The sequence below is a fragment of the Methylobacter sp. genome (assembly GCF_030680395.1).
GTDB lineage: Bacteria > Pseudomonadota > Gammaproteobacteria > Methylococcales > Methylomonadaceae > Methylobacter_A.
Map to the genome: position 1 here is coordinate 1 of NZ_JAUXVR010000013.1, position 21594 is coordinate 21594.

18 protein-coding genes and 2 rRNA genes are annotated in these 21594 nt (G+C 49.7%); 6 read left to right on the forward strand and 14 right to left on the reverse strand.

Annotated features, from left to right (window positions below):
- From Q8L79_RS06665 to recD, 4 genes are all read left to right on the forward strand, one after another.
- Nucleotides 1-425: ribosomal RNA gene (locus tag Q8L79_RS06665) — 23S ribosomal RNA — on the forward strand; the annotation flags it as partial.
- Nucleotides 426-628: 203 nt separating this feature from the next.
- Nucleotides 629-744: ribosomal RNA gene (rrf, locus tag Q8L79_RS06670) — 5S ribosomal RNA — on the forward strand.
- Between the two features lie 303 nt (nt 745-1047).
- The gene (recB, locus tag Q8L79_RS06675; protein ID WP_305269322.1) at nt 1048-4584 is read left to right on the forward strand and encodes an exodeoxyribonuclease V subunit beta; all 3537 of its coding nucleotides are present in this window, start codon (nt 1048-1050) and stop codon (nt 4582-4584) included.
- Nucleotides 4577-6283: an exodeoxyribonuclease V subunit alpha gene (gene recD, locus Q8L79_RS06680; protein WP_305269325.1), complete on the forward strand. Its 1707-nt coding sequence runs from the start codon at nt 4577-4579 to the stop codon at nt 6281-6283. Before recB ends, recD begins: the two co-directional genes overlap by 8 nt.
- A 41-nt stretch (nt 6284-6324) precedes the next feature.
- On the opposite strand, the gene Q8L79_RS06685 is transcribed toward recD, so the two are convergent.
- From Q8L79_RS06685 to Q8L79_RS06710, 6 genes are all read right to left on the reverse strand, one after another.
- Nucleotides 6325-6537 carry a hypothetical protein gene (locus tag Q8L79_RS06685; RefSeq protein ID WP_305269327.1) on the reverse strand — a complete coding sequence of 71 codons (213 nt, stop codon included), beginning with the start codon at nt 6535-6537 and terminating at the stop codon, nt 6325-6327.
- A gap of 77 nt (nt 6538-6614) precedes the next feature.
- On the reverse strand, nt 6615-7328 hold the full coding sequence (phoU, locus tag Q8L79_RS06690; protein ID WP_305269329.1) for a phosphate signaling complex protein PhoU: 714 nt from the start codon (nt 7326-7328) through the stop codon (nt 6615-6617).
- Between the two features lie 24 nt (nt 7329-7352).
- The gene (gene pstB, locus Q8L79_RS06695) at nt 7353-8186 is read right to left on the reverse strand and encodes a phosphate ABC transporter ATP-binding protein PstB (protein ID WP_305269332.1); all 834 of its coding nucleotides are present in this window, start codon (nt 8184-8186) and stop codon (nt 7353-7355) included.
- A 4-nt stretch (nt 8187-8190) separates the two neighbouring features.
- Nucleotides 8191-9846, reverse strand: coding sequence for a phosphate ABC transporter permease PstA (gene pstA / locus Q8L79_RS06700; protein WP_305269335.1), 1656 nt, complete (start codon nt 9844-9846; stop codon nt 8191-8193).
- The gene (locus tag Q8L79_RS06705) at nt 9843-12140 is read right to left on the reverse strand and encodes an ABC transporter permease subunit (protein ID WP_305269338.1); all 2298 of its coding nucleotides are present in this window, start codon (nt 12138-12140) and stop codon (nt 9843-9845) included. Before Q8L79_RS06705 ends, pstA begins: the two co-directional genes overlap by 4 nt.
- 195 nt (nt 12141-12335) lie before the next feature.
- Complete coding sequence (locus Q8L79_RS06710; RefSeq protein WP_370869891.1) at nt 12336-13319, reverse strand: PstS family phosphate ABC transporter substrate-binding protein; 984 nt, start codon at nt 13317-13319, stop codon at nt 12336-12338.
- Nucleotides 13320-13549: 230 nt separating this feature from the next.
- Here Q8L79_RS06710 and Q8L79_RS06715 point away from each other — a divergent pair, with 230 nt between their 5' ends.
- Both Q8L79_RS06715 and Q8L79_RS06720 read left to right on the forward strand, forming a co-directional pair.
- A complete protein-coding gene (locus Q8L79_RS06715) occupies nt 13550-15091 on the forward strand; it encodes a CHAD domain-containing protein (RefSeq protein ID WP_305269341.1) in 1542 nt (513 codons plus the stop codon).
- A gap of 195 nt (nt 15092-15286) precedes the next feature.
- Nucleotides 15287-15592 (forward strand): BON domain-containing protein, encoded by a 306-nt coding sequence (locus Q8L79_RS06720; RefSeq protein ID WP_305269343.1) that lies wholly within the window; start codon nt 15287-15289, stop codon nt 15590-15592.
- Nucleotides 15593-15739: 147 nt separating this feature from the next.
- Here the strand turns inward: Q8L79_RS06720 and Q8L79_RS06725 are convergent, their stop codons facing one another.
- From Q8L79_RS06725 to Q8L79_RS06760, 8 genes are all read right to left on the reverse strand, one after another.
- Nucleotides 15740-16051, reverse strand: a complete 312-nt coding sequence (locus tag Q8L79_RS06725) for a hypothetical protein (protein ID WP_305269345.1) — start codon at nt 16049-16051, stop codon at nt 15740-15742.
- Between the two features lie 256 nt (nt 16052-16307).
- The gene (ureG, locus tag Q8L79_RS06730; protein ID WP_305269348.1) at nt 16308-16919 is read right to left on the reverse strand and encodes an urease accessory protein UreG; all 612 of its coding nucleotides are present in this window, start codon (nt 16917-16919) and stop codon (nt 16308-16310) included.
- 8 nt (nt 16920-16927) lie between these two features.
- Nucleotides 16928-17602: an urease accessory protein UreF gene (locus tag Q8L79_RS06735; protein ID WP_305269381.1), complete on the reverse strand. Its 675-nt coding sequence runs from the start codon at nt 17600-17602 to the stop codon at nt 16928-16930.
- A complete protein-coding gene (ureE, locus tag Q8L79_RS06740; RefSeq protein WP_305269350.1) occupies nt 17592-18023 on the reverse strand; it encodes an urease accessory protein UreE in 432 nt (143 codons plus the stop codon). The genes Q8L79_RS06735 and ureE overlap by 11 nt, the downstream gene beginning before the upstream one ends.
- A gap of 2 nt (nt 18024-18025) precedes the next feature.
- Nucleotides 18026-19729 (reverse strand): urease subunit alpha, encoded by a 1704-nt coding sequence (ureC, locus tag Q8L79_RS06745; protein ID WP_305269353.1) that lies wholly within the window; start codon nt 19727-19729, stop codon nt 18026-18028.
- Nucleotides 19726-20043: an urease subunit beta gene (locus tag Q8L79_RS06750; protein WP_305269356.1), complete on the reverse strand. Its 318-nt coding sequence runs from the start codon at nt 20041-20043 to the stop codon at nt 19726-19728. The genes ureC and Q8L79_RS06750 overlap by 4 nt, the downstream gene beginning before the upstream one ends.
- Nucleotides 20044-20061: 18 nt before the next feature.
- Nucleotides 20062-20364 (reverse strand): urease subunit gamma, encoded by a 303-nt coding sequence (gene ureA, locus Q8L79_RS06755; protein ID WP_305269357.1) that lies wholly within the window; start codon nt 20362-20364, stop codon nt 20062-20064.
- Between the two features lie 399 nt (nt 20365-20763).
- On the reverse strand, nt 20764-21585 hold the full coding sequence (locus Q8L79_RS06760) for an urease accessory protein UreD (RefSeq protein ID WP_305269360.1): 822 nt from the start codon (nt 21583-21585) through the stop codon (nt 20764-20766).
- Between the last annotated feature and the right edge of the window lie 9 nt (nt 21586-21594).

Genomic DNA, 21594 nt, shown 5'->3' on the forward strand with positions numbered 1-21594 from the left:
CGACGGCGGTGTTTGGCACCTCGATGTCGGCTCATCACATCCTGGGGCTGAAGCAGGTCCCAAGGGTATGGCTGTTCGCCATTTAAAGTGGTACGCGAGCTGGGTTCAGAACGTCGTGAGACAGTTCGGTCCCTATCTGCCGTGGGCGTTTGAGATTTGAGGGAAGCTGCTCCTAGTACGAGAGGACCGGAGTGGACGAACCTCTGGTGTTCCGGTTGTCACGCCAGTGGCATTGCCGGGTAGCTATGTTCGGACAGGATAACCGCTGAAAGCATCTAAGCGGGAAGCCCCTCCCAAGATGAGATCTCACTGGGACTTAAAGTCCCCTGAAGGGCCGTCGGAGACTACGACGTTGATAGGCACGGTGTGGAAGTCCAGTAATGGGCGTAGCTAACGTGTACTAATTGCCCGTGAGGCTTGACCATATAACACCCAATCAGTTTGAGTAAGTGTTGTAAAACTAAGTAAGCCTTAGTCACAGCTTGAATAATCGCAAGCCAAACAAGAACACAAGACAAAACACAGTTGTTACAGATTTCCAACATTCGGCCTTCGTGCCGAGTGAAGACGGTCGGTTGAAACAGCCAAAGCCCACAGCGGCGGCACCACAATCGACCACACCAGTTTGCTTGGTGACCATAGCGAACGTGAACCACCCGATCCCATCCCGAACTCGGAAGTGAAACCGTTTAGCGCCGATGATAGTGTGGCAGTTTGCCATGCGAAAGTAGGGAATTGCCAAGCGCTTAAATTAAAAACCCAAGCCCAAACGCTTGGGTTTTTTTTTGACCGCAGTTTGGGGAAAATCACGCGCAGACGCACGGGGCTCATCGCTTTCAGGCGTCTCCGCATGAGCAATAAACTGGGCGCTTTGCAACAGGCCATGCGGCGAATAACTTTAAAATATTTTCCCTTATCTAATAGTTGATGTAGTGTAATCAACTCCACTGGCTGGAGTCTTTCTATTGAACATACAAATAGCATCCAACTTAAGTTTAGTGAACAAGGCGTTGTTGGGTTTGGGGACAGAAAACACCGATTTTACGTATGAAAATTAACAATTTTGATCCGGTTCAAACCGGATTGCTAAAAGGCGTAAACCTGATTGAAGCCAGCGCCGGAACAGGGAAAACCTATGCCATAGCGATGCTAGTGCTGCGTTTTGTGGTCGAGCAGGGTATCGCAATTGAAAAATTGCTGGTGGTCACTTTTACCAAAGCGGCAACAGAAGAGCTTAAAGACCGTGTGCGCTCCAGGTTGGCCGAGGCAAGGCGAGCTTTGGACGGACATACTGAAAATATCGACAGCAATATTGTCGACTGGCTCATTCATCTGGAGATAGAACCGGAGCTGGTTAAACAACGTCTTCAAATGGCGCTACTGGATATAGATCAGGCCGGAATTTTTACCATTCATGGTTTCTGTCAGCGCGTCTTAAGGGAACATGCGCTGGAAAGCGGACAATTATTCGATGCCGAATTAACCGGCGATTTAGCGGATATTAAACATGCCTGTGCGGATGATTTCTGGCGCAAGCAGATTTACCAACGTTCGGCGTGGGAAGTGGAGGTATTAACGGGAAGCTTTAAAACCCCAGATGCGTTGCTTGCCAGCGTTGCCGCATTCCCCGGTAACAGTTTGGAAACCAAAACTTATCCCGTTTGTGAGAGTTTGGATGCCGCATTAAAAGAATTACAGCGGCAAGTGGACTTGGCAAAAGAGTCAGTTGGAGTCTATGCAAACGCTTTACGTAATTGTTTCGCCGACGAAAAATTCAAGGCCGGTTATACCGGTGTCTTTGATTATCACTATGACTCGCTAAGTGCATGGCTACATGGCACTACCACACGCATTCCCGATGCTGAAGCATTTGAGTTATTAACCGGAAATGGTTTGATGGAAGCTCTGCATGGCGGTAAGTTCAGAGCCAATAAAACCCAGACCGGTGAGCAGCGTAAGGCTGAATATCTAGCTGAATTAACTATAAATACCTCCGTTTTCGATGCGCTGGCTTTGGCGTTTTCACAAATTGCCTTGGCATTTCGCAAAAACCTGTTGGACAGTTTGCGCGAGGAGCTGGATAAACGCTTGCAGCAACTTAATGTGTTGTCGTTCGATGATTTAATCAGTCGTTTGGCTGAGGCATTGCAAAGCGAAAAAGGCGAACTGCTGAAAGCTGAATTGCAACAGCGTTTTGAAGCCGCCTTGATTGATGAATTTCAGGACACCGATGACAGCCAATGGTTTATTTTTTCCTCATTATTTGCCACCCCTAACCAGTATTTATATTTAATCGGCGATCCCAAACAGGCAATCTATAAGTTTCGCGGCGCGGATATTTATTCATATCTGGATGCGCAAAAACAGGCCGAGCACCAATTTACCTTAGGCAAAAATTGGCGTTCGCATCCAAAGTTGGTTGGTGCGGTGAATGCGTTGTTTCAGCGAGACCGGGCATTTTTGCTGAATGGTCTGGAGTTTATCAACGTAAAGCCGGCCTTGTCGGCAGATAACGGAGAATTGCATCATGAAGGACAGGCCGTTGAGCCGATGGTGCTGTGGCAGTTACCGGAAAGCGACAACAAATCAGGCTACTGGACGGCGGGCAAGGCGGCCGAAGAAATCAGGCTCGCCGTGGTCAATGAAGTCGTCGAATTACTGACTGGCGACTACACCTTGCAACCGATGAGTCGAACCCTGCACCCGAAAGACATTGCCATTCTGGTAAGAACCAATACCCAGGCCAGAGACTATCAGGCGGCATTGCGATTAGTAGGGGTGCCTTCCGTATTAAACAGTACGGAGTCGGTTTTTGCTTCGGAGGAAGCGGCCGATTTATATAGTCTGTTGCGGGCCGTGGCTAACCCCAGTGATAGCGGATTAATCAAACAAGCCCTGACGTTGGACTGGTTTGATTTGGATGGACAAACGCTCTATCAGCTTATCAATAACGAAATCGAGCTTGATGCCTGGATGTCACGGTTTCTCGATTATTTTCAGAACTGGCAGAAAACCGGCTTAATGGCGATGATACAACATCTGCTCCGCCAAGAAAAAATCAGGGCTGGTGTGTCTAAAACACTGATGGCGGAAAGGCAGCTTACCAACCTGTATCATCTTATCGAGCTGGTACAGCAGGCTGCCGTTGATGAGCATCTGGGCATTAATAAAACCCTGGACTGGCTGCGTAGCGCGATTGCCAAAGCGAGCAGCGTGGAAGATCAGCAGTTGCGTCTCGAAAGCGACGAGGATGCGGTCAAAATTGTCACTATGCATCGCTCTAAGGGGCTGGAATATTCAATTGTATTTTGCCCTTATCTTTGGCAACGTAGCGATCGTTTAAACAGCGAACGATCGTTGATTAGATGTCATGAAAATGGCCGGTCAATAGTCGATTTGGGCTCAAGGGATTTTGAACGATACCGCGAAATGGCATTAAACGAAGAGCTGGCCGAGGATTTACGGGTGTTTTACGTCGCCGTTACCCGCGCCAAATACCGCTGTTATATTGCTTGGGCCGATGTGCGTTCGCAGGATGCGGCAAATGATTCATCAATGGCTTGGCTGCTTGAATTTGCGGCGGCTGATTTTTGCAAGCAACAGGCAAGACTGCAAGCATTTCAGAACCAAGCCGAGCAGGCATTCGCTTACCGGCTGCTGGATGTGCCGGGTGAGTTAAACGGCAGTTATCAAAAAACAGTTGCACAGACTCCATTGCAGGCAAAAAAACGCAAAAGATCGTTATATACCCACTGGCAAATGAGCAGCTATACGGCCTTGTCGGCATTAAGCATGCACGATGCGCCGGAGCTGCCGGAAGACAAGGCGGGAGAGCAAGCGCTCATTGCCAAGCCGGAGCCCGGCAGCGCAGCGGTTGAATTGCCCAAAGGTGCGCATACCGGTAATGTCGTACACGATCTGTTGGAAAACAATGCGTTCATCGACTTGGCCCAGCGCAAGGATATTACCACGCAGCGGGACAAGGCTTGCCAGCGCTACGGCTTAAAACTGGAACGGCCGGAACTGCTTGATGAGCTGCTGCAAGCCGTGGTTGCAACACCGCTGTCCGTAACCAATGTCGATTTTTGCCTGATGAACCTGACGGAACAGCAATGCCTAAAGGAAATGCCGTTTTATTTAGCCATGCACACGATGGACGCCGCTCAAATCAATCATATTTTACGGGACATACCGGCCTTTCAGCCATTGACCGCCAAGCAGATGTGCGGTTATCTGACCGGATTTATCGACCTTATCTGTGTATTTGGAAGTTCGAGGACGAGGCGCTATTATGTAATGGATTATAAAACCAACGGCCTCCAAGATTACAGCCCCGACAGCTTAACCCATGCCATGCGCGAACATAATTACGGTTTGCAATACTGGATTTACACGGTAGTGTTGCATCGTTATTTACAAACGCGCTTGCCGGATTATGACTATGAAACCCATTTTGGCGGCGTGCGTTATTTGTTCGTGCGCGGCATGCGGCCGGATCAGCCTATGAGCGGCGTTTACGAGGACCGGCCCGACTTGGAACGGGTTGAAGCACTGGCGGCGTTGTTTGGGGTGGATAGTGAGTGATAATACAGTTGACTTTAGCGGAGTAAAGCTCTCACCAGTGGGAGAGGATACAGAGATCGAACAAAGACCATTTAGCCGCCTGGATATTGCCTTTGCCCGCTTTCTTTGTCAGCGCACCGATTTCGATCCCCTGCAAAAACAGGCTTTCGAAACTATCGTGATGACAGTGTCTTACGAGCAAAACCAGGGGCACAGTTGCATACAAATAGACGACAATGCGCGAGTATTGTTATTCGCTTCAGGACTGGTAGAAATGAACCCTGAAAACCAGGCCAATCCCTTACCCCTGGTTATCGAACAGAACCGTCTGTATTTGCACCGTTACTGGAATTATGAAAACCGGCTGGCGATGCAGATCAAGGCAATGAGTCAGGCCGAGCATCCGATTGAAAAACTCGATGCCATGCTGGACCGTTATTTTGCCGATGCGATCACTGAAATCGACGATCAGCGTGAAGCGGCAAAAATGGCGGCCAAACAGTCATTCAGCATCATCACCGGCGGGCCGGGAACCGGAAAAACCTTTACCGTCGTCAAAATCCTGGCGCTGTTACAGGAATTGACGGAACAACCGCTGCATATTGCATTGGCTGCGCCGACCGGCAAGGCCGCCATGCGTCTTCAGGAATCGATCGGATTCAGCAAAGCGAAGCTGCCGTGTGCGGAGGCGATAAAAAACAGCATCCCGGAAACAGTAACCACCTTGCATCGCCTGCTGGGCGCAATGCCGCCTTCCCCGTATTTCCGGCATCATGCCGATAAACCGCTGGTTTACGATCTGGTCGTGGTAGACGAAGCATCCATGGTCGATCTGGCCTTGATGAGCAAGTTGCTTGACGCCTTAAAACCCGGCGCACGCTTGATTTTGCTGGGCGATAAGGATCAGCTGGCTTCGGTGGAATCCGGCGCGGTGTTAGCCGATTTAGCGATGGCCGAGACCTTGCAAAACAATGTCTACACGTTAAAGAAATCGCACCGTTTCGGCGGCGCTATAAAAGAACTGGCCGAGGCAGTCAATCTTCAGCAGGCTGAACTCGCCTGGCAAATTTTATCCGACGGAGCAGACGGTGCAGTGCAATGTTTCGATGCAGAGTTAATCGATTATGTAGCCGCCCAGCAAGCGGATTACTTGCAATTGGCTAAAGCAGACGCCGAATTTGAGCGGATTTTTCAGGCGTTCAGCCGCTTTCAGGTGTTGTGTTCCAATCGGCAGGGAAAAAACAGCGTTGCCGACATCAATTATCGGGTTGAACAAAAACTGGCCGAGCAAAAGCGCATCGATTTGTCCGGTTTATGGTATCCGGGCCGGCCGGTCATGGTCACGCAAAATAACCCGGCGCTGCATCTTTATAACGGCGATATTGGCATTTGCATGCAGGATAGTTTTTCTGCAGGGAAGTTGATGGTGTTTTTCCAACGCGCCGACGGCAGCGTCAAAAAATACCTGCCTGCGCGCGTGCCGCATTGCGAAACCGTTTTTGCGATGACCATCCATAAAAGCCAGGGGTCGGAATTCGAGGAAGTGTTAATCGTCCTGCCCGAAGCCATCAATCCCGTGTTAACCAAAGAATTGCTGTATACCGCAATTACCCGAGCCAAGAAAACCATCAAACTGGTTGCCGGGGAGGCTGTATTTACCGCGACAGTCCGGCAAAAAATCGAGAGAGTTACTGGGTTGGTTGATAAATTCAAGGGCTGAAATAGATACCCCCTAACAACCATAAAGTTTTGATCTATTTTTCACATCCCTGTGTTCTGGATTCCGGCAATTCCTGCCGGAATGATGATTCTGGGACAAACTGGTGTAAACGTTGAGCGCTCCAGCGTGGTAACGATGAAATGCAAAACTTCGCGTCTTCGTGGTTTTAAATTGACGTGCGTAGGAAAAGCTTCCGCTCCTCGGCAACTGCTCCTGCGTTGCTCTACCTCCTGCATCCATGCAGTCGTGCTCACGCCCCTTACCTACATCCATGTAGGAAACGCCAGTTCTCGCTCCCGCTCGAACTGGCGTTTCCGGCCTACCTCCCTTCTTATCCCTTCATCTTCCTTTCCAGTTCTTCCTGGGTCAAATGCCGCACATCTTCGCCTTTGACCATATAAATCAAATGCTCGCAAATATTACAGGCGTGATCGCCGATTCTTTCCAGGGAGCGGGCAATCCAGAGTACATCCAACATCCGGGTAATATTTCTCGGGTCTTCCATCATTCGGGTAATCAGCTGCCGGATAATACTGGCGTATTCGCGGTCGACATTTTCATCCAGGCCGGTAATCGAAGTTACGTCCTCTACATTCATTCGCGCAAATACGTCCAGAGCGCCATGCAGCATTTCCTGAACCAATTCCGCCATGTGCTCCAATTCATAATATTGGTCATGTTTGTTGTCAGCACTGGACAATTGTATTGCCATCTCGGCGATACGTTCGGCCATGTCGCCGACGCGTTCAAGTTCGTTGATAACCTTGATGACCGTGATCAATAATCTCAAATCGAATGCCGCAGGCTGCCTTAGCGCTAAAATCTGCATGCATTCCTGATCGATAGCCATTTCCAACGCATCGACCTGATTATCCTGTTTGATGACCAGCTCGGCCATTTCCACGTCACCGGTCGAGAAAGCCGTTACAGCCAGCTCGATCTGCTGTTCAACCAGTCCGCCCATGGTTAAAACTTTGTTACGCACATCCTCCAGTTCTTTATTAAACTGGCCTGATATATGTTGCCCTATTTTACTGTTGTCCATTGCTTGCTCCTTTGCTTGATCCGGTTAGCCGTATCGACCAGTAATGTAATCTTCGGTCTGTTTTTTTCGGGGATTGGTAAACAACTCGCTGGTGGTACCGATCTCTATCAATTCACCCATATACATAAAGGCAGTGAAGTCGGAAACTCGCGCAGCCTGCTGCATGTTGTGCGTTACGATCACTATAGTGTATTTTTCTTTGAGCTCATTGATCAGCTCTTCAATTTTTAATGTTGAAATAGGGTCCAATGCCGATGCAGGTTCATCCAGCAGCAGTACTTCAGGCTCTATCGCAATCGCTCGGGCAATCACCAGACGCTGCTGCTGTCCGCCCGACAAGCCCAAAGCGTTATCGTTCAAGCGGTCTTTAACTTCATCCCACAGCGCTGCGCCGCGCAGTGCATTTTCGACCGTTTCTTCCAATACCCGCTTATCATTAATACCCTGAATTCTAAGACCATAAGTGACGTTTTCGAAGATAGACTTGGGGAAAGGGTTAGGCTTTTGAAACACCATGCCGACGCGTCTGCGTAAAGCGGCTACATTAACGGCCTTATCGTAGATATTTTCATTGTCCAGCAGGATACTGCCTTCGATGGTCACGTTATCAACCAGGTCATTCATCCGGTTAATGCAACGCAGCAGTGTTGATTTGCCGCAGCCGCTGGGGCCGATATAGGCGGTTACCTTTTTCTTGGGCATTTCCATATTAACGCCATGTAATGCCTGCTTTTCCCCGTAGAAAAGATTTAAATTTTCTACTTTGATACAGGTTTCGTTGGGTTCGCCTGCTCCTTTTTGGCCGCGTAAAATTGAACTTACATCAATGCTATGTGTACGTACTTGTTGTGCTGTCATTTCTTTAACCTTCCAATGCCCGGTATTTTTCTCGCAGATGGTTTCTGATTAAAATGGCTGACAAATTCAGCCCAACAATGACCAGTACCAACAATAATGATGTCGCATAAACCAAAGGCCTCGCCGCCTCAACATTCGGGCTTTGAAAACCGACATCATAGATATGAAACCCTAAATGCATAAACTTTCTGTCTAAATGCAAAAACGGATAATTGCCGTCCAACGGCAAGGTGGGCGCCAGTTTAACCACGCCCACCAGCATTAACGGAGCCACTTCGCCCGCCGCACGCGCCACAGCCAGAATCAATCCGGTCATCATCGCAGGGCTTGCCATCGGCAATACTGTCAGCCACAGGGTCTCCAGTTTGGTAGCGCCCAACGCCAGACTGCCTTCGCGTATAGATCTGGGAATGCGGGCCAAGCCTTCTTCCGTTGAAACAATAACGACCGGCAAGGTCAGTAAAGCCAGCGTGATTGAAGCCCACAATAACCCCGGCGTACCGTAAACCGGCGCAGGGGCGGCTTCCGGGAAAAACAGTTGATCGATGTTGCCGCCCAGGATATAGACAAAAAAGCCCAAGCCGAATACGCCGTATACAATGGAGGGTACACCCGCCAAATTGTTGACTGAAATCCTGATCAATCGGGTGATAAATCCCTGTTTTGCGTATTCCCGCAGATAGACCGCCGCAATAACACCAAACGGGGTCACGATAACCGACATCATCAGCACCATCATGACTGTGCCGAAAATAGCCGGAAAAATCCCCCCCTCAGTATTGGCTTCACGCGGTTCATCGGTTAAAAATTCAACCACCTTAGCGCCGTAATGTACGATTTTATCGAACACGTTCATGGTGTTCGGTTGGAAAATTTTAACGACTTTATTCAAGGGAATTTCAATCTCACTGCCGCTTTCGGTTTTTGCGACCAGACTATCCCGTCTTATTTGTTGATACAGTTCGCTTAACTGCGCTTGATACTTTTTATAGTCAACTTCCAGTTCGGTCTTTTCAGCGGCCAACCGTTGTTCTGCCGCGATATCCCAGAGACCTTCCAGTTGCAGCTTCTTTTGTTCAAGCCGTAATTGTTCCAGACTGTAGTTGATAGCGCCGACTTCCTTTTTTTCCAGATGGGCTATTTTTTTAAAAACGGCTAAAGCTTCATCTATTTTAGTCTGAACAGCAGGCCAAGCCTCAGCACCTTCAGCGATAATCTTGCCGTTTTCCTTGATCGCAACCAGTCGACCGTAAAAATTACCCCATTCCCTGCGCTCCACCACCATCAGCTCGGCAGGAGACTGTTGCTGTCTAACATTGCGTTCCAATATCCAGCGAAAATCGGTGCCGGTAATATCCCGGTTGCCGGTTTTAATCAGGTATTGCACCAAGGTATCTTCATCATCGGCCATGATATAGCCTGTTGATTTGGCCATCGCGGCCGGTGTAATACTGGTATCGACATGCTCGCCGATAATTGTCCGGATTTCCCCGTCCGGTTCCTGATAGCTGAACTGTACCACGTTGGTAGGCCAGAAGTGCCCTACGCCGCGAACGATAATCAAGCCCAGCACGCCGATCACCATAATAAGGCAGGTGCTGACCGCCGCCGCGTTGAGCCATACCCAGGGAGTACCGCTTTTAAACCATAATCTGATCATAATGAGCTATATTTTTCACGTAGGCGCTGACGAATGACTTCGGCCAGCGTATTAAAAACAAAGGTAAACATAAACAGCACCAGAGCCGCTAAAAACAACACCCGGTAATGCGTACTGTCTACTTCCGATTCCGGCATTTCCACAGCGATATTGGCAGCCAGGGTACGCAAGCCCTGAAAAACACTTATATCCATCACCGGCGTATTTCCTGTGGCCATCAGCACAATCATAGTTTCCCCGACAGCCCGACCGAACCCGATCATCACTGCGGAAAAGATTCCCGGGCTCGCGGTTAATAATACAACTCTGATCATGGTTTGCCAGGGCGTCGCTCCCAGCGCCAGAGAACCCACCGTCAAATGTTTCGGTACACTGAAAATGGCGTCTTCGGCGATCGAAAAAATGGTCGGGATAACTGCAAAGCCCATCGCCACACCGACCACCAAGGCATTGCGCTGATCATAGCCAATGCCCCATTCAGCCTTAAACCAGTCACGCAAGGTGCCGTGAAACAAAAACGTTTCCAAAGGCACGCTCACTTTAAAAGCAAACCAGCCGCTCAGTAAAATGACCGGGATCAATATAGCTGCGTCCCAGCCTTCCGAAAGATTATGAGCAATGGTTTTAGGGACAAATTGCCAGGCAAAGGCAAACAGCATGACACCGACAGGAACAATCATCAGCATTGCAAACAGTCCGGCCAGATGCTCTTCCATAAATGGGGCCAGCCAAAGACCGGCAAGAAATCCCAAAATAACCGTCGGCAATGCGCCCATGATTTCAATGGAGGGTTTCACGTACTGCCGCATACGCGGAGCCATAAAATAAGCGGTGTAAATCGCCCCCATCAGCGCCAGAGGCATGGCCACCAGCATGGCGTAAAACGCCGCCTTCAGGGTGCCGAAAACCAACGGCGTCAAACTGTATTTAGGCTCAAAATCATTATTTGCCGAAGAAGACTGCCAAATGTAATCGGGCTTCGGATAGCTCTCATACCAGACTTTCTGCCACAGCGATTTGATCGAAACCTCGGGGTGCTCGTTATCGATATGCCAGAAATGCATTTTGCCGTCTGCCGACTGCATCAACAAGGCATTGGCTCTCGGCGACAAAACCGCTGCCGTTGGCAAGGCATCGCTTACCCGTTCTTTAATCATTTCTCTTTCAGCGGTTGAATGATAAATGCCTACAATCCCGTCGGCATCGGTGGTCATAAAGCCTTTACGTCGCTGTTCTGAATTGATCGCAACGACCGCTTTATCCGACACTTTAAACGACCTGATTTTTTGCATGGCCGGGCGATTCGAGCTGTCTTTTACCATACTCCACTGTGAAACCAGGCCGCTGGAATCGCCTATCATCAGCGAAAGGTCGCCGTTTAAAAAAGCCACGCTGGTGATTTTTTGCCCTGCGTCCACCACATTCTGTTGCTGTCTGAGAGACGGGCTGCTCTTGTCGCTAATATCGAAAAAGCCCAACTGTCCGTCATTGCTTATCAGGTACAGATTGGACTCCTCCTTGTCGATTAAGATATCGGCAATACCTGCCGCCGATTGTTCCAGAACTGAATCAGTGCGCGTTAAGGCAGCCTCGTCGGCAAATAACGATTGTTCTTTCTGGAAATTGATTAAGCGAATTTTACCGGAGTCCTGTGGCGTGTCCGCTGTTTTTACAACTATCGTCGTTGCATCCTCGCCCAATTTAACCGCGATTTTCTCCAAAGCTGCGCCGGAATCATCCAGCACCAAAGGTTGTTCGCCTAATGGATATTTAAGCGATGGCGTAATAACCCGCACATTATTTGGATAGGTTACTTTATATTGATGTTTTGCAATGATTGCCCGGCCATCGGATAAACCGTAAATGACTGCGCCCTCATTGATAGGACTGCCCTGAGCAAAGCTGCTGATATGCGAGCCCTCAGGTATTGCCACGGCCTGTGTCAATAGGGTTTTACCGGTAGCCGCCTCAAAAAATACCACTTGCCCACTGTCGGTAAACCGGGCGGCCAGCTCATTTTGTTCTTCCATCTCCAGCAGTAATGTGTTGCCCAGCGCCTGCTCCGGTACCGCGTATTCACTGACAGATTTTGCAGTGGCCGATATAAACAGGGGATAAACCACATACAGCAAATAAAAGAAAATCAGCACGATGGCGACGATCACGCCCAGGCCGCCGGCCACTACGCCATAGCGTGCCAATGCATCTTTTATGAGTCGCCAGCGCTGATGATACTCACCGGAACTGATTCTTATGGAAGGGGGGGATTTTATGGATGTGTTTAATTCTGACATGCTGAAGATACTAGAAATTAAATGTAACTATGATATAACAAAAAAACAAAAAAAACGGCCAAGATTCACAAAGCAAATCTCAGCCGTATTTTTGTCCGATGCGCCTTTACTTTCTGAGGGGGAAGATAACAACAACGCATTAAACCCAACATCCCTGTTTACGCATCCTTGCGTAACACTAATCCAATCCTAATCTTATTTAAGTGTAGCCAGTACTTTATCAACAACTTTTGCAGGCAGAGGGATGTAGCCGTCTTTTATAACCACTTGCTGACCGGTCTTGGACAACACCATTTTGATAAACTCATTATCTAACGGCGCCAGCGCTTGGTTTGGCTTCTTGTTAACATATATATACAAATAGCGCGTCAAAGGATAAGTACCGTTGACTGCGTTTTCAGGCGTTGCTTCAACAAAAGTCTTGCTGCCTTTCTTTGCCAAAGGCACCATCTTAACGCCCGATGTTGTATAACCCATGCCGGAGTAACCAATGCCGTTAGCTGATGAAGTGACTGATTGGACTACGGAAGCTGAACCGGGTTGTTCGTTTACGTTGTTTTTGAAGTCGCCCTTGCATAAAGCGTGTTCTTTAAAATAACCGTAAGTACCGGAAACCGAGTTACGCCCGTATAACTGGATGCTTTTTGCTCCCCAAGCGGCAACACCGGCGTCACCCCATGTTTCAATGCTTTTTTCGCCGCCGCATTTATTGGTTGAAGAGAAAATCGCATCCACTTGTTCCATGGTTAAGCCCTTGACCGGGTTGTCCTTGTTGACAAGAACCGCCAACGCATCAACAGCGACCGGAATAGCGGTTGGTTTGTAGCCGTATTTGTCTTCGAAGGCTTCAAGTTCGTCATCCTTCATTTCGCGGCTCATAGGGCCCAGATTCGATGTGCCTTCAGTCAGCGCAGGAGGTGCTGTAGAAGACCCCGCCGCCTGAATTTGAATATTTACGTTCGGATAAGCGCGGTTGAATTCTTCAGCCCATAATGTCATCAGGTTGGCCAGGGTATCGGAACCGACACTGGACAAGTTACCGGAAATGCCACTGGCTTTTTGATACTCGGGAACACCTGGATCTACAGTTTGTACGGCACCCGCAACGCCACTGACTAATGCAGTGATACCAAAACCCATCGCAGTCACTAACGATTTAGTTTTAAAAGATAGTTTCATCATGAACTCTCAAAATAATTTAAAGTGGCACTATTATGTAAATAGAATATGACAAGGATATTACAATGCAGTTTTTTTTGCTATGCTTGGTTTTCAGCACAAAATAGCGGATTGCAATGACCTATTTCCTGCCGGTCAATTCATATCCAAGTGTCATTAAATATTAATACTAAGCTGTTATGCTTGAGGGCTTATTATCAGATTACTTCTGAACTCACACTCTAATGAATATGTCCTTACAATTTGAATTTCCTACGAATTTAACGGCTGAAAGCTTTATCGGAAAATTAAGCCACGAGGCTGCCATACAGCCGGCTTTAAGGCAGTCTTCCTGCAAAACCTATTACGACAGCTTTGACTGGCGTTTGTACTCAAACAACATCACTTGCGAGATTAACCAAACAAAATCGGCTTCATCCTTAACATTAAGATCAATTAAAAACGGTTTGGTTATTGCCGAATCAGAGCTTAAGAAAGTTCCTTTATTCAGCAAAGAATTCGAGCCCGGCATAGTACGCGACATTCTGGCACCGCTGTTGGAGATGCGCGCGCTCTTGCCCGTTTGCACACTGGATTATGAAATCTATCATCTAAACATCATTAACAAAGATGAAAAAACCATACTCCGGCTGATAATCGAAGAGTACAGTCAATTCAATAACCGTGTTTTTCTGCAACCGGTAAAAGGCTACGGCAAGGCTGCGGAACATATGGTTGAAATATTGACCGCGACACTGGGCTTAACAGCCACGGATAAATCCGTTCTGCTAACCGCTCTGCAATCCCAAGGGCGCAAGCCTAAAGATTATTCATCAAAACTGAATATCAATCTGGACCCCGACATGCGCGCCGATATTGCCGGCAAATACATTTACAGTCACCTGCTAAAAGCCATTAAGGTCAACGAGCAGGGCACGATTGCCAATACCGACAGCGAATTTTTGCACGACTTTAGGGTTGCGGTCAGAAGAACCCGCGCGGGGCTCAGCCAGATTAAAGGCATACTGCCCGCTAACAGCAGCGCATACTATGCGGATTTTTTCTCCTGGCTGGGACAGATCACCGGGCCAACACGGGATCTGGATGTTTATCTGCTGAATTTCGAGAGTTATAAAAGCAGCCTGCCCGCTTCAATCAGGGAGGATATCAATCCCTTATATGATTTTTTGCTCGCCAAGCAGAAAAAAGTCCAGAAGGAGCTGGCAAAAAAACTGCAATCCACCAAGTATTTGTCCACCCTGGCTGAATGGGAACAGTATCTTAAAGAGCCTTCGTACAAAAAACCGCTTGAGCAAAATGCCAAACTGACCATTAAAGAGCTGGCAGACCGGAGAATATGGAAAGTTTTTACCCGCGTGTTGGAAGAAGGTGGAGCAATTACCGACTTATCACCGAGCGACGCATTACATGACTTAAGAAAATCCTGTAAAAAGCTGCGTTATTTAATGGAATTTTTTCAAAGCCTTTATCCTGAGCCTCAAATAAAGTGCCTGATTAAAAACCTGAAAGGACTACAGGAAGTTTTGGGCGATTTTCAGGATTATGCCGTTCAAGAGGACAATCTAAAGTTGTTCAGCGAAGAAATGATGGCGCTTAACACTCACGCCAATACCTTTTTAGCCATGGGTGTATTGGTTCAGGATCTTGATGCTCATAGATGCCGTGCGCGCAGAGACTTCGCATCAAAATTTGAAGACTTTAAACAGAAAGAAAACCGGTCGGCCTTTAAGTTGCTTTTCGCCCCGTCAAAACCGCACAGTCATCAGCATTGAGTGTATGGAATACATCTACCCGATATTATTGTATTATTTATAAGTGGAGTTGTTTCAGCATGGGCAGATCGGGCAGAGCTATCACCGGGGCGATGCACATAGTTGCGTAGCTGTGGGTCTGATATCTGAATCTAACACTAAAGAATAATCATTTTTTTAAACGTACGCCTAATTAAACTATAAAGGTTAAACACTATGAGTAAATTCAAGTTGATAATAGGGTTTTTATTGACAATGTTGATTGCCGGTTGTGCTGGAGGCACTACACATGAAAGCACTGGAGAATATCTGGATGATTCTGTCCTGACTACCAAGGTTAAGACTTCCATATTGGGCGATTCCAGCCTTAAACTGTTACAAATCAATGTTGAAACTTTTAAGGGTATCGTTCAGCTAAGCGGGTTTGTAGATTCCGCTCCCGCCGCCGCCAGAGCGGTAGAACTGGCAAGAACGGTTAAAGGCGTCAAGTCGGTTAATAACAGTTTAATTGTGAAGCAATAGCGACTACACAACCCACATGGAAGTGGGAATGCAGATATTAAGGGACGCTCAAAGTAGGTGCTTTAGGGGATATATTTATACATGCGATCATCGATAACTGCTCCTGCGCTACCCTCTTTTATCCATACCGCCGTAATCCGATTTACATCAGGCTAACGCCAGCTCATACTCATCTAATGCAAATTGTGTTATAGCGGTCGCGTTGGCGTCTTCAGCCTGTCGACCGGTCTCGGCAATTGCTCCATGCATTGCTCTACCTCCTGCATCCGTGCAGTCGTCGGCAACTGCTCCATGCGTTGCTCTACCTCCTGCATCCGTGCAGTCGTCATTTTGCGCAAACAACCAATTCATAATTTCAGGGCTTAATGCAAAGTCAAAGCTGACGTTAAGCTCGTCGAATCCGGCATCCTGTAACGGTAAAAACTGCCGCGCCTTGGTCGTCATCCACTTGATAATCATAAAAATACCTTATCGTTTTGTTAAATTTCGGCTGATTATGCGACATTACAATTAAATTTATATGACAGGTGGATGACAATAATGTGACATTAAAGTTTCAGCGGCTTTCGAACCAAGCCGGACGGGACATGTTGCCGTCCCACCTGTTCAGAACGCTGCAAGTTAGACCTTCCAAGTTTTTAAAACCTGGAAGGTCTGCCTGTCGGTATGTTTCTCACCTAACGACAGTCCGCAGTATGGCACACGTTCGACACGTCTAGTCCAGCATTCCCGCTTGAATAATGAAATCTTCAACCGCTTTAAGACCTTCTTGGGTCTTCAAATTGGTAAACACAAACGGTCGCTCCCCGCGCATTTTACGGGCATCGTGATCCATGACCTCCAGCGATGCGCCCACATAAGGGGCCAAATCGATCTTGTTGATGACCAGCAAATCCGAACGGGTAATTCCAGGTCCGCCTTTGCGCGGGATTTTGTCGCCGGCCGATACGTCGATCACGTAAATAGTCAGATCGGCCAGTTCCGGGCTGAAGGTTGCGCTGAGATTATCGCCGCCGCTTTCGATCATGATAAAGTCGAGATAAGCAAAGCGCTGGCTTAACTCATCCACCGCCGCCAGATTCATCGACGCATCTTCCCGAATGGCGGTATGCGGACAACCGCCGGTTTCCACGCCTAAGATGCGTTCTTCCGGCAGTGCCTGGCTACGGATCAAAAACTGCTGATCTTCCTTGGTATAAATATCATTGGTCACCACGCCGATTTCAAAGTTATCGCGCATCTGCTTGCATAGCGCGTCCACCAAAGCCGTTTTGCCGGAACCGACAGGGCCGCCGATGCCTACTCTTAATATTTGTTTAGCACTCATACAACTCCTCAAGAACGAAATAATCTGGAATACTGCATTTCATGTCGGCTACTGGCTAAAGCCAGGCCGAACGCGCTGCCCCCGATGTCCTCATCGGTAATATTGAGCGCCTCGTTGACTAAAGCCGGGATTTTACCGGCCAACTCCGTCAATAATCGCTGTCCCGCCACTTGTCCTAAGGGCACCAGCTTGACCGCGCATAACACCTGGTTTTCCAACCAGCTCCACAAATAACCGATGACGGTTTCGCGTTTGGGAACGCCCCAATTGACTGCGGCAAAAGCGAATATCGTGGCCAGTGTGGTTTCAGGCTTGCGTATCCAAGGCTGCATGTCGGCTATGGCTAATGAATCCAGCAATCGCGCCAACGCTTGGCCGGTGTGTCGATCTTCGGCTCTTAACTCGGAAGTCTCCCGGCAGGCAATCAGGGTTCTGCTCCAATATTCAACGCTTTCGACATTGCCGCATTCCCAAGCGTCGTAAAGCCGCGCCAGAATCGGCAAATCGATGCGGGTCAAACAAATGGCCATCAAGCCGTTAAGCCATTCGTCGGCATCGCTTGCATTGCTTATCCAGCCGTCGTCGACCGCACGTTCCAAACCTTGCGAATAACAGTACATGCCTATCGGCAGGCCGGGGCTGACCAGTTGCAGCAAACGCAATAAAGCCAGATCAGTGACCATGGCCGCGATACGCACCTTGCTCCGGTTCAAAAGGCAAAACTTCATGCGTAACCGTCAAGCCCAGTCCTTCCAGCATATGATCCAACACATGATCGGTCAGGAAGCGAAGCTCGCCCGGCAAAATCTGCAACGCGACATGGCGGTTGCCCAGATGATAGCAAGCCTTGGCAAAGTGCAGCGCGTCATCGGTGCGCACCACCGATAACGACTCGGGGGCCGCGTCGACCAGCACCCGGTAATGATCGGGGCCGGTCAGCACCGAGCCTTTGCGCAACACCTGGCCGCGCGGCAAAAACAGCCCGATCTTGGTACCGCCATCGGTTTTAAGCAGCAAGCGGCTTTTCTGGCGCGATTCATACGGCAGTGTGACCACGTCGTCAGTAGCGGTCTCCAGCGGAGCCAGTTCAGTGAGTTTCAGCATAATCAAAACAAAAAATAACGTTGGGCAAAAGGCAGCACATCGGCCGGTTCGCAAGTCAGCAGCAGGCCGTCGGCCCGGACCGAATAAGTTTGCGGATCGACTTCGATATACGGTTGGTAGTGGTTATGGATCAAATCTTTCTTGCCGATAGTTCGGGTTCCCGCCACTGTGCCTATCCTTTTGTTAAGTCCTAAAGTTGTTGCAACATCGGACTCGACCGCAACTTTGGGCAAAAAGAACATCGAAGTCGCCGACGCGGTTCTTCCGAACGAGCCGAACATCGGCCGGTAATGCACCGGTTGCGGCGTTGGAATCGAGGCATTGGGATCGCCCATCGGCGCGGCGGCGATAAAGCCGCCTTTAAGAATCAGGCTGGGTTTGACCGCAAAAAAGGCCGGATTCCACAACACCAAGTCGGCCAGTTTGCCGATTTCGACGGAGCCTACTTCATGCGCGATACCGTGGCTGATCGCCGGATTAATCGTATACTTGGCGATATAACGCTTGATGCGGAAATTGTCGTTGCGCGGCGAATCCTCGGCCAAGCTGCCGCGCTGCGCTTTCATTTTATGCGCGGTCTGCCAGGTACGGATAATCACTTCGCCGACCCGGCCCATCGCCTGTGAGTCCGAAGAAATCATCGAAAATGCGCCCAAGTCATGCAGAATATCTTCGGCGGCGATGGTTTCCCGGCGAATCCGCGATTCCGCAAAAGCCACGTCTTCGGCAATACTCGGGTCAAGGTGATGGCACACCATCAGCATGTCCAGATGTTCGTCCACGGTATTGATCGTATAAGGCCGGGTCGGATTGGTTGAAGACGGCAGCACGTTAGCCTCGCCGCAAGCCCTGATAATATCCGGTGCATGGCCGCCGCCCGCGCCTTCGGTATGATAAGTGTGGATAGTGCGGCCCTTGAACGCGGCAAAGGTGTCTTCAACAAAACCGGATTCGTTCAAGGTATCGGTATGAATGGCGACCTGCACATCAAAGCGGTCGGCCACGGACAGACAGCAATCGATAGCCGCCGGTGTCGTGCCCCAGTCTTCATGCAGTTTCAAGCCCATCGCTCCGGCGCGAACCTGTTCTTCCAACGCAACCGGCAGACTGGCGTTGCCCTTGCCGAGCAAGCCGAAATTCATCGGAAACCCGTCCAGCGATTGCAGCATGCTATGGATATTCCACGGCCCCGGCGTGCAGGTCGTCGCATTGGTGCCGGTTGCAGGCCCGGTGCCGCCGCCGATCATCGTGGTTACGCCGGACATCAGCGCTTCATCGATTTGCTGCGGACAGATAAAATGAATATGCGCGTCGATACCGCCGGCGGTCAGGATTTGTCCTTCCCCGGCGATAATTTCGGTGCCGGGGCCGATGACGATATCGACGCCCTGTTGCGTATCGGGATTTCCGGCCTTGCCGATGCCCGCAATACGGCCGTTTTTGATGCCGACATCGGCTTTGATAATGCCCCAGTGGTCGACAATTAACGCGTTGGTGATGACCAAATCCATCGCCACCGTGGAATCGACCTGGCTTTGGCCCATGCCGTCGCGGATGACTTTGCCGCCGCCGAATTTGACCTCGTCGCCGTATACCGTGCGGTCGGCTTCGACTTCAAGAAACAAGCCGCTGTCGCCCAATCGCACCCGGTCGCCGGTGGTCGGCCCGAACATATCGGCATAAGCTTGCCTACTGATTCTGCTCATAGATTTTTCTCCAATGCACCCATCACGTCCTGGCGGAAACCGTAAATCCGGCGTAATCCGGCAAACGCCACCAACTGAATTTCGCGTTGCTGGCCGGGCTCGAAACGCACCGCGGTACCGGCCGGAATATCGGGCCTGAATCCGCGCGTCGCCGCCCGATCGAACTGCAAAGCCGGATTGGTTTCAAAAAAATGATAATGCGAGCCGACTTGAATAGGCCGGTCGCCGCTGTTCGCAACCACCACGCTAATCGTCGCGCGGCCTGCGTTCAGTTCGATGCCGCCATCGGCGGGGATGATTTCTCCGGGTATCATGACTGTGCTCCTACTTTGTTATTCGATCGGGTTATGTACCGTAACCAGTTTAGTGCCGTCCGGAAAGGTCGCTTCAACCTGCACATCGGGCAGCATTTCCGCCACGCCTTCCATCACATCGTCGCGGTATAGCAGGGTGCGACCGAATTCCATCAATTCGGCAACGGTGCGGCCGTCGCGCGCGCCTTCCATAATCGCGGCGCTGATAAAAGCCACGGCTTCCGGGTAATTAAGCTTCAGGCCTCTGGCTTTGCGGCGTTCGGCCAGCAGGCCTGCGGTAAATATCAACAGTTTGTCTTTTTCGCGTGGTGTTAATTGCATTGTTTTAGTCCAATTTTTATTCAGATTATTTCCTGCATCGGATTTATTTATTCACCACGAACGACTGCATGGATGCAGGAGGTAGAGCAACGCAAGGAGCGGTTGCCGAGGCACGAAGAACACGAAGTTTGAAAGTTCTCCCAAGCTGGAGTTATACACAACTCGACGTAGTAGGCCGGAATAAGCCCGCCCGGCGACAGCAAGGGTGGAGCGTTTCCGGCAATCGGAGTGCCGGAAACGCCAGTTCTTGCTATCGCTCGAACCGGCTTATTCCGGCCTACATCCTTGGGAGCCAGCATAAGTTATTAAATTTTTTCTTCGTGTCCTTCGTGTCTCGGCAACCGCTCCTTGCGTTGCTCTACCTCCTGCATCCATGCAGTCGTTCGTGCTGAATAAAACTCAAGTCGCCCAAATTCGCGGCGCACAAGCTTTGCGTTGTACTGAATCGGGCCGCACAACCGCCCAAACCTGTTCGAAAAAACCGCGCAGCCGGTCGCTTCGGCTATCAATAGCTCTACAGACCAGCAGGTCATCAATAAGCGTCACGCCGCGGCCTTTGCTATCGCCGATTAATTGTTGGACTGCGGCCAAACTTTCAGCATTGGCAGGGCTGGCAAACAAGGTTCCGCAAGCCGATAAACCCTGCAATCCCCAACCGGCCGCAAAAGCCTTCGCATCCAGATGCAGGCGTTCCAAAAACAAAGGCTGCCCCCGGCAATAAACCTGCCAGCTCATATCCGCTAAACCGACATCGAAACTCTCGCCGCAGGCAGGCCGTCCTAAAGACAGAATTTCCCAACCGATAAAACGCGCGCCTGCCGCCAATTCGACATTGACCGTCGATTTTAGCTGTGCGCCCTGATAAATAATGGTTTCCTGCGGCAGCCATTCCACTGCTGCGCCTTCCTCCACTTTTATCGACACCGTTTGAACGGCCAGTTCGCCGTTGCTGCGATAAAACTTTCCGGCAGCCGGAGTGGTAATCAGGGCGTGAATGTTTTGTTCGGCATTGATGCAAAGGTTTAACCGGTCTCCGCCGACAATACCGCCCGGCGGATGCAGGATATACACATGGCACACGTCGCCTTCCGGGTAAAAAGGCCGTTGTACAGTTAATGGACCTTGATGGCGACGGTGCGCCAGTAGCGTTTTGCCGTGTTGGTGGGCGAATCCCAGTTCTAGTTCCGCCAGCCAGCCATTTGTAGGTGTATTTGCAGTCACTGTGCTCCA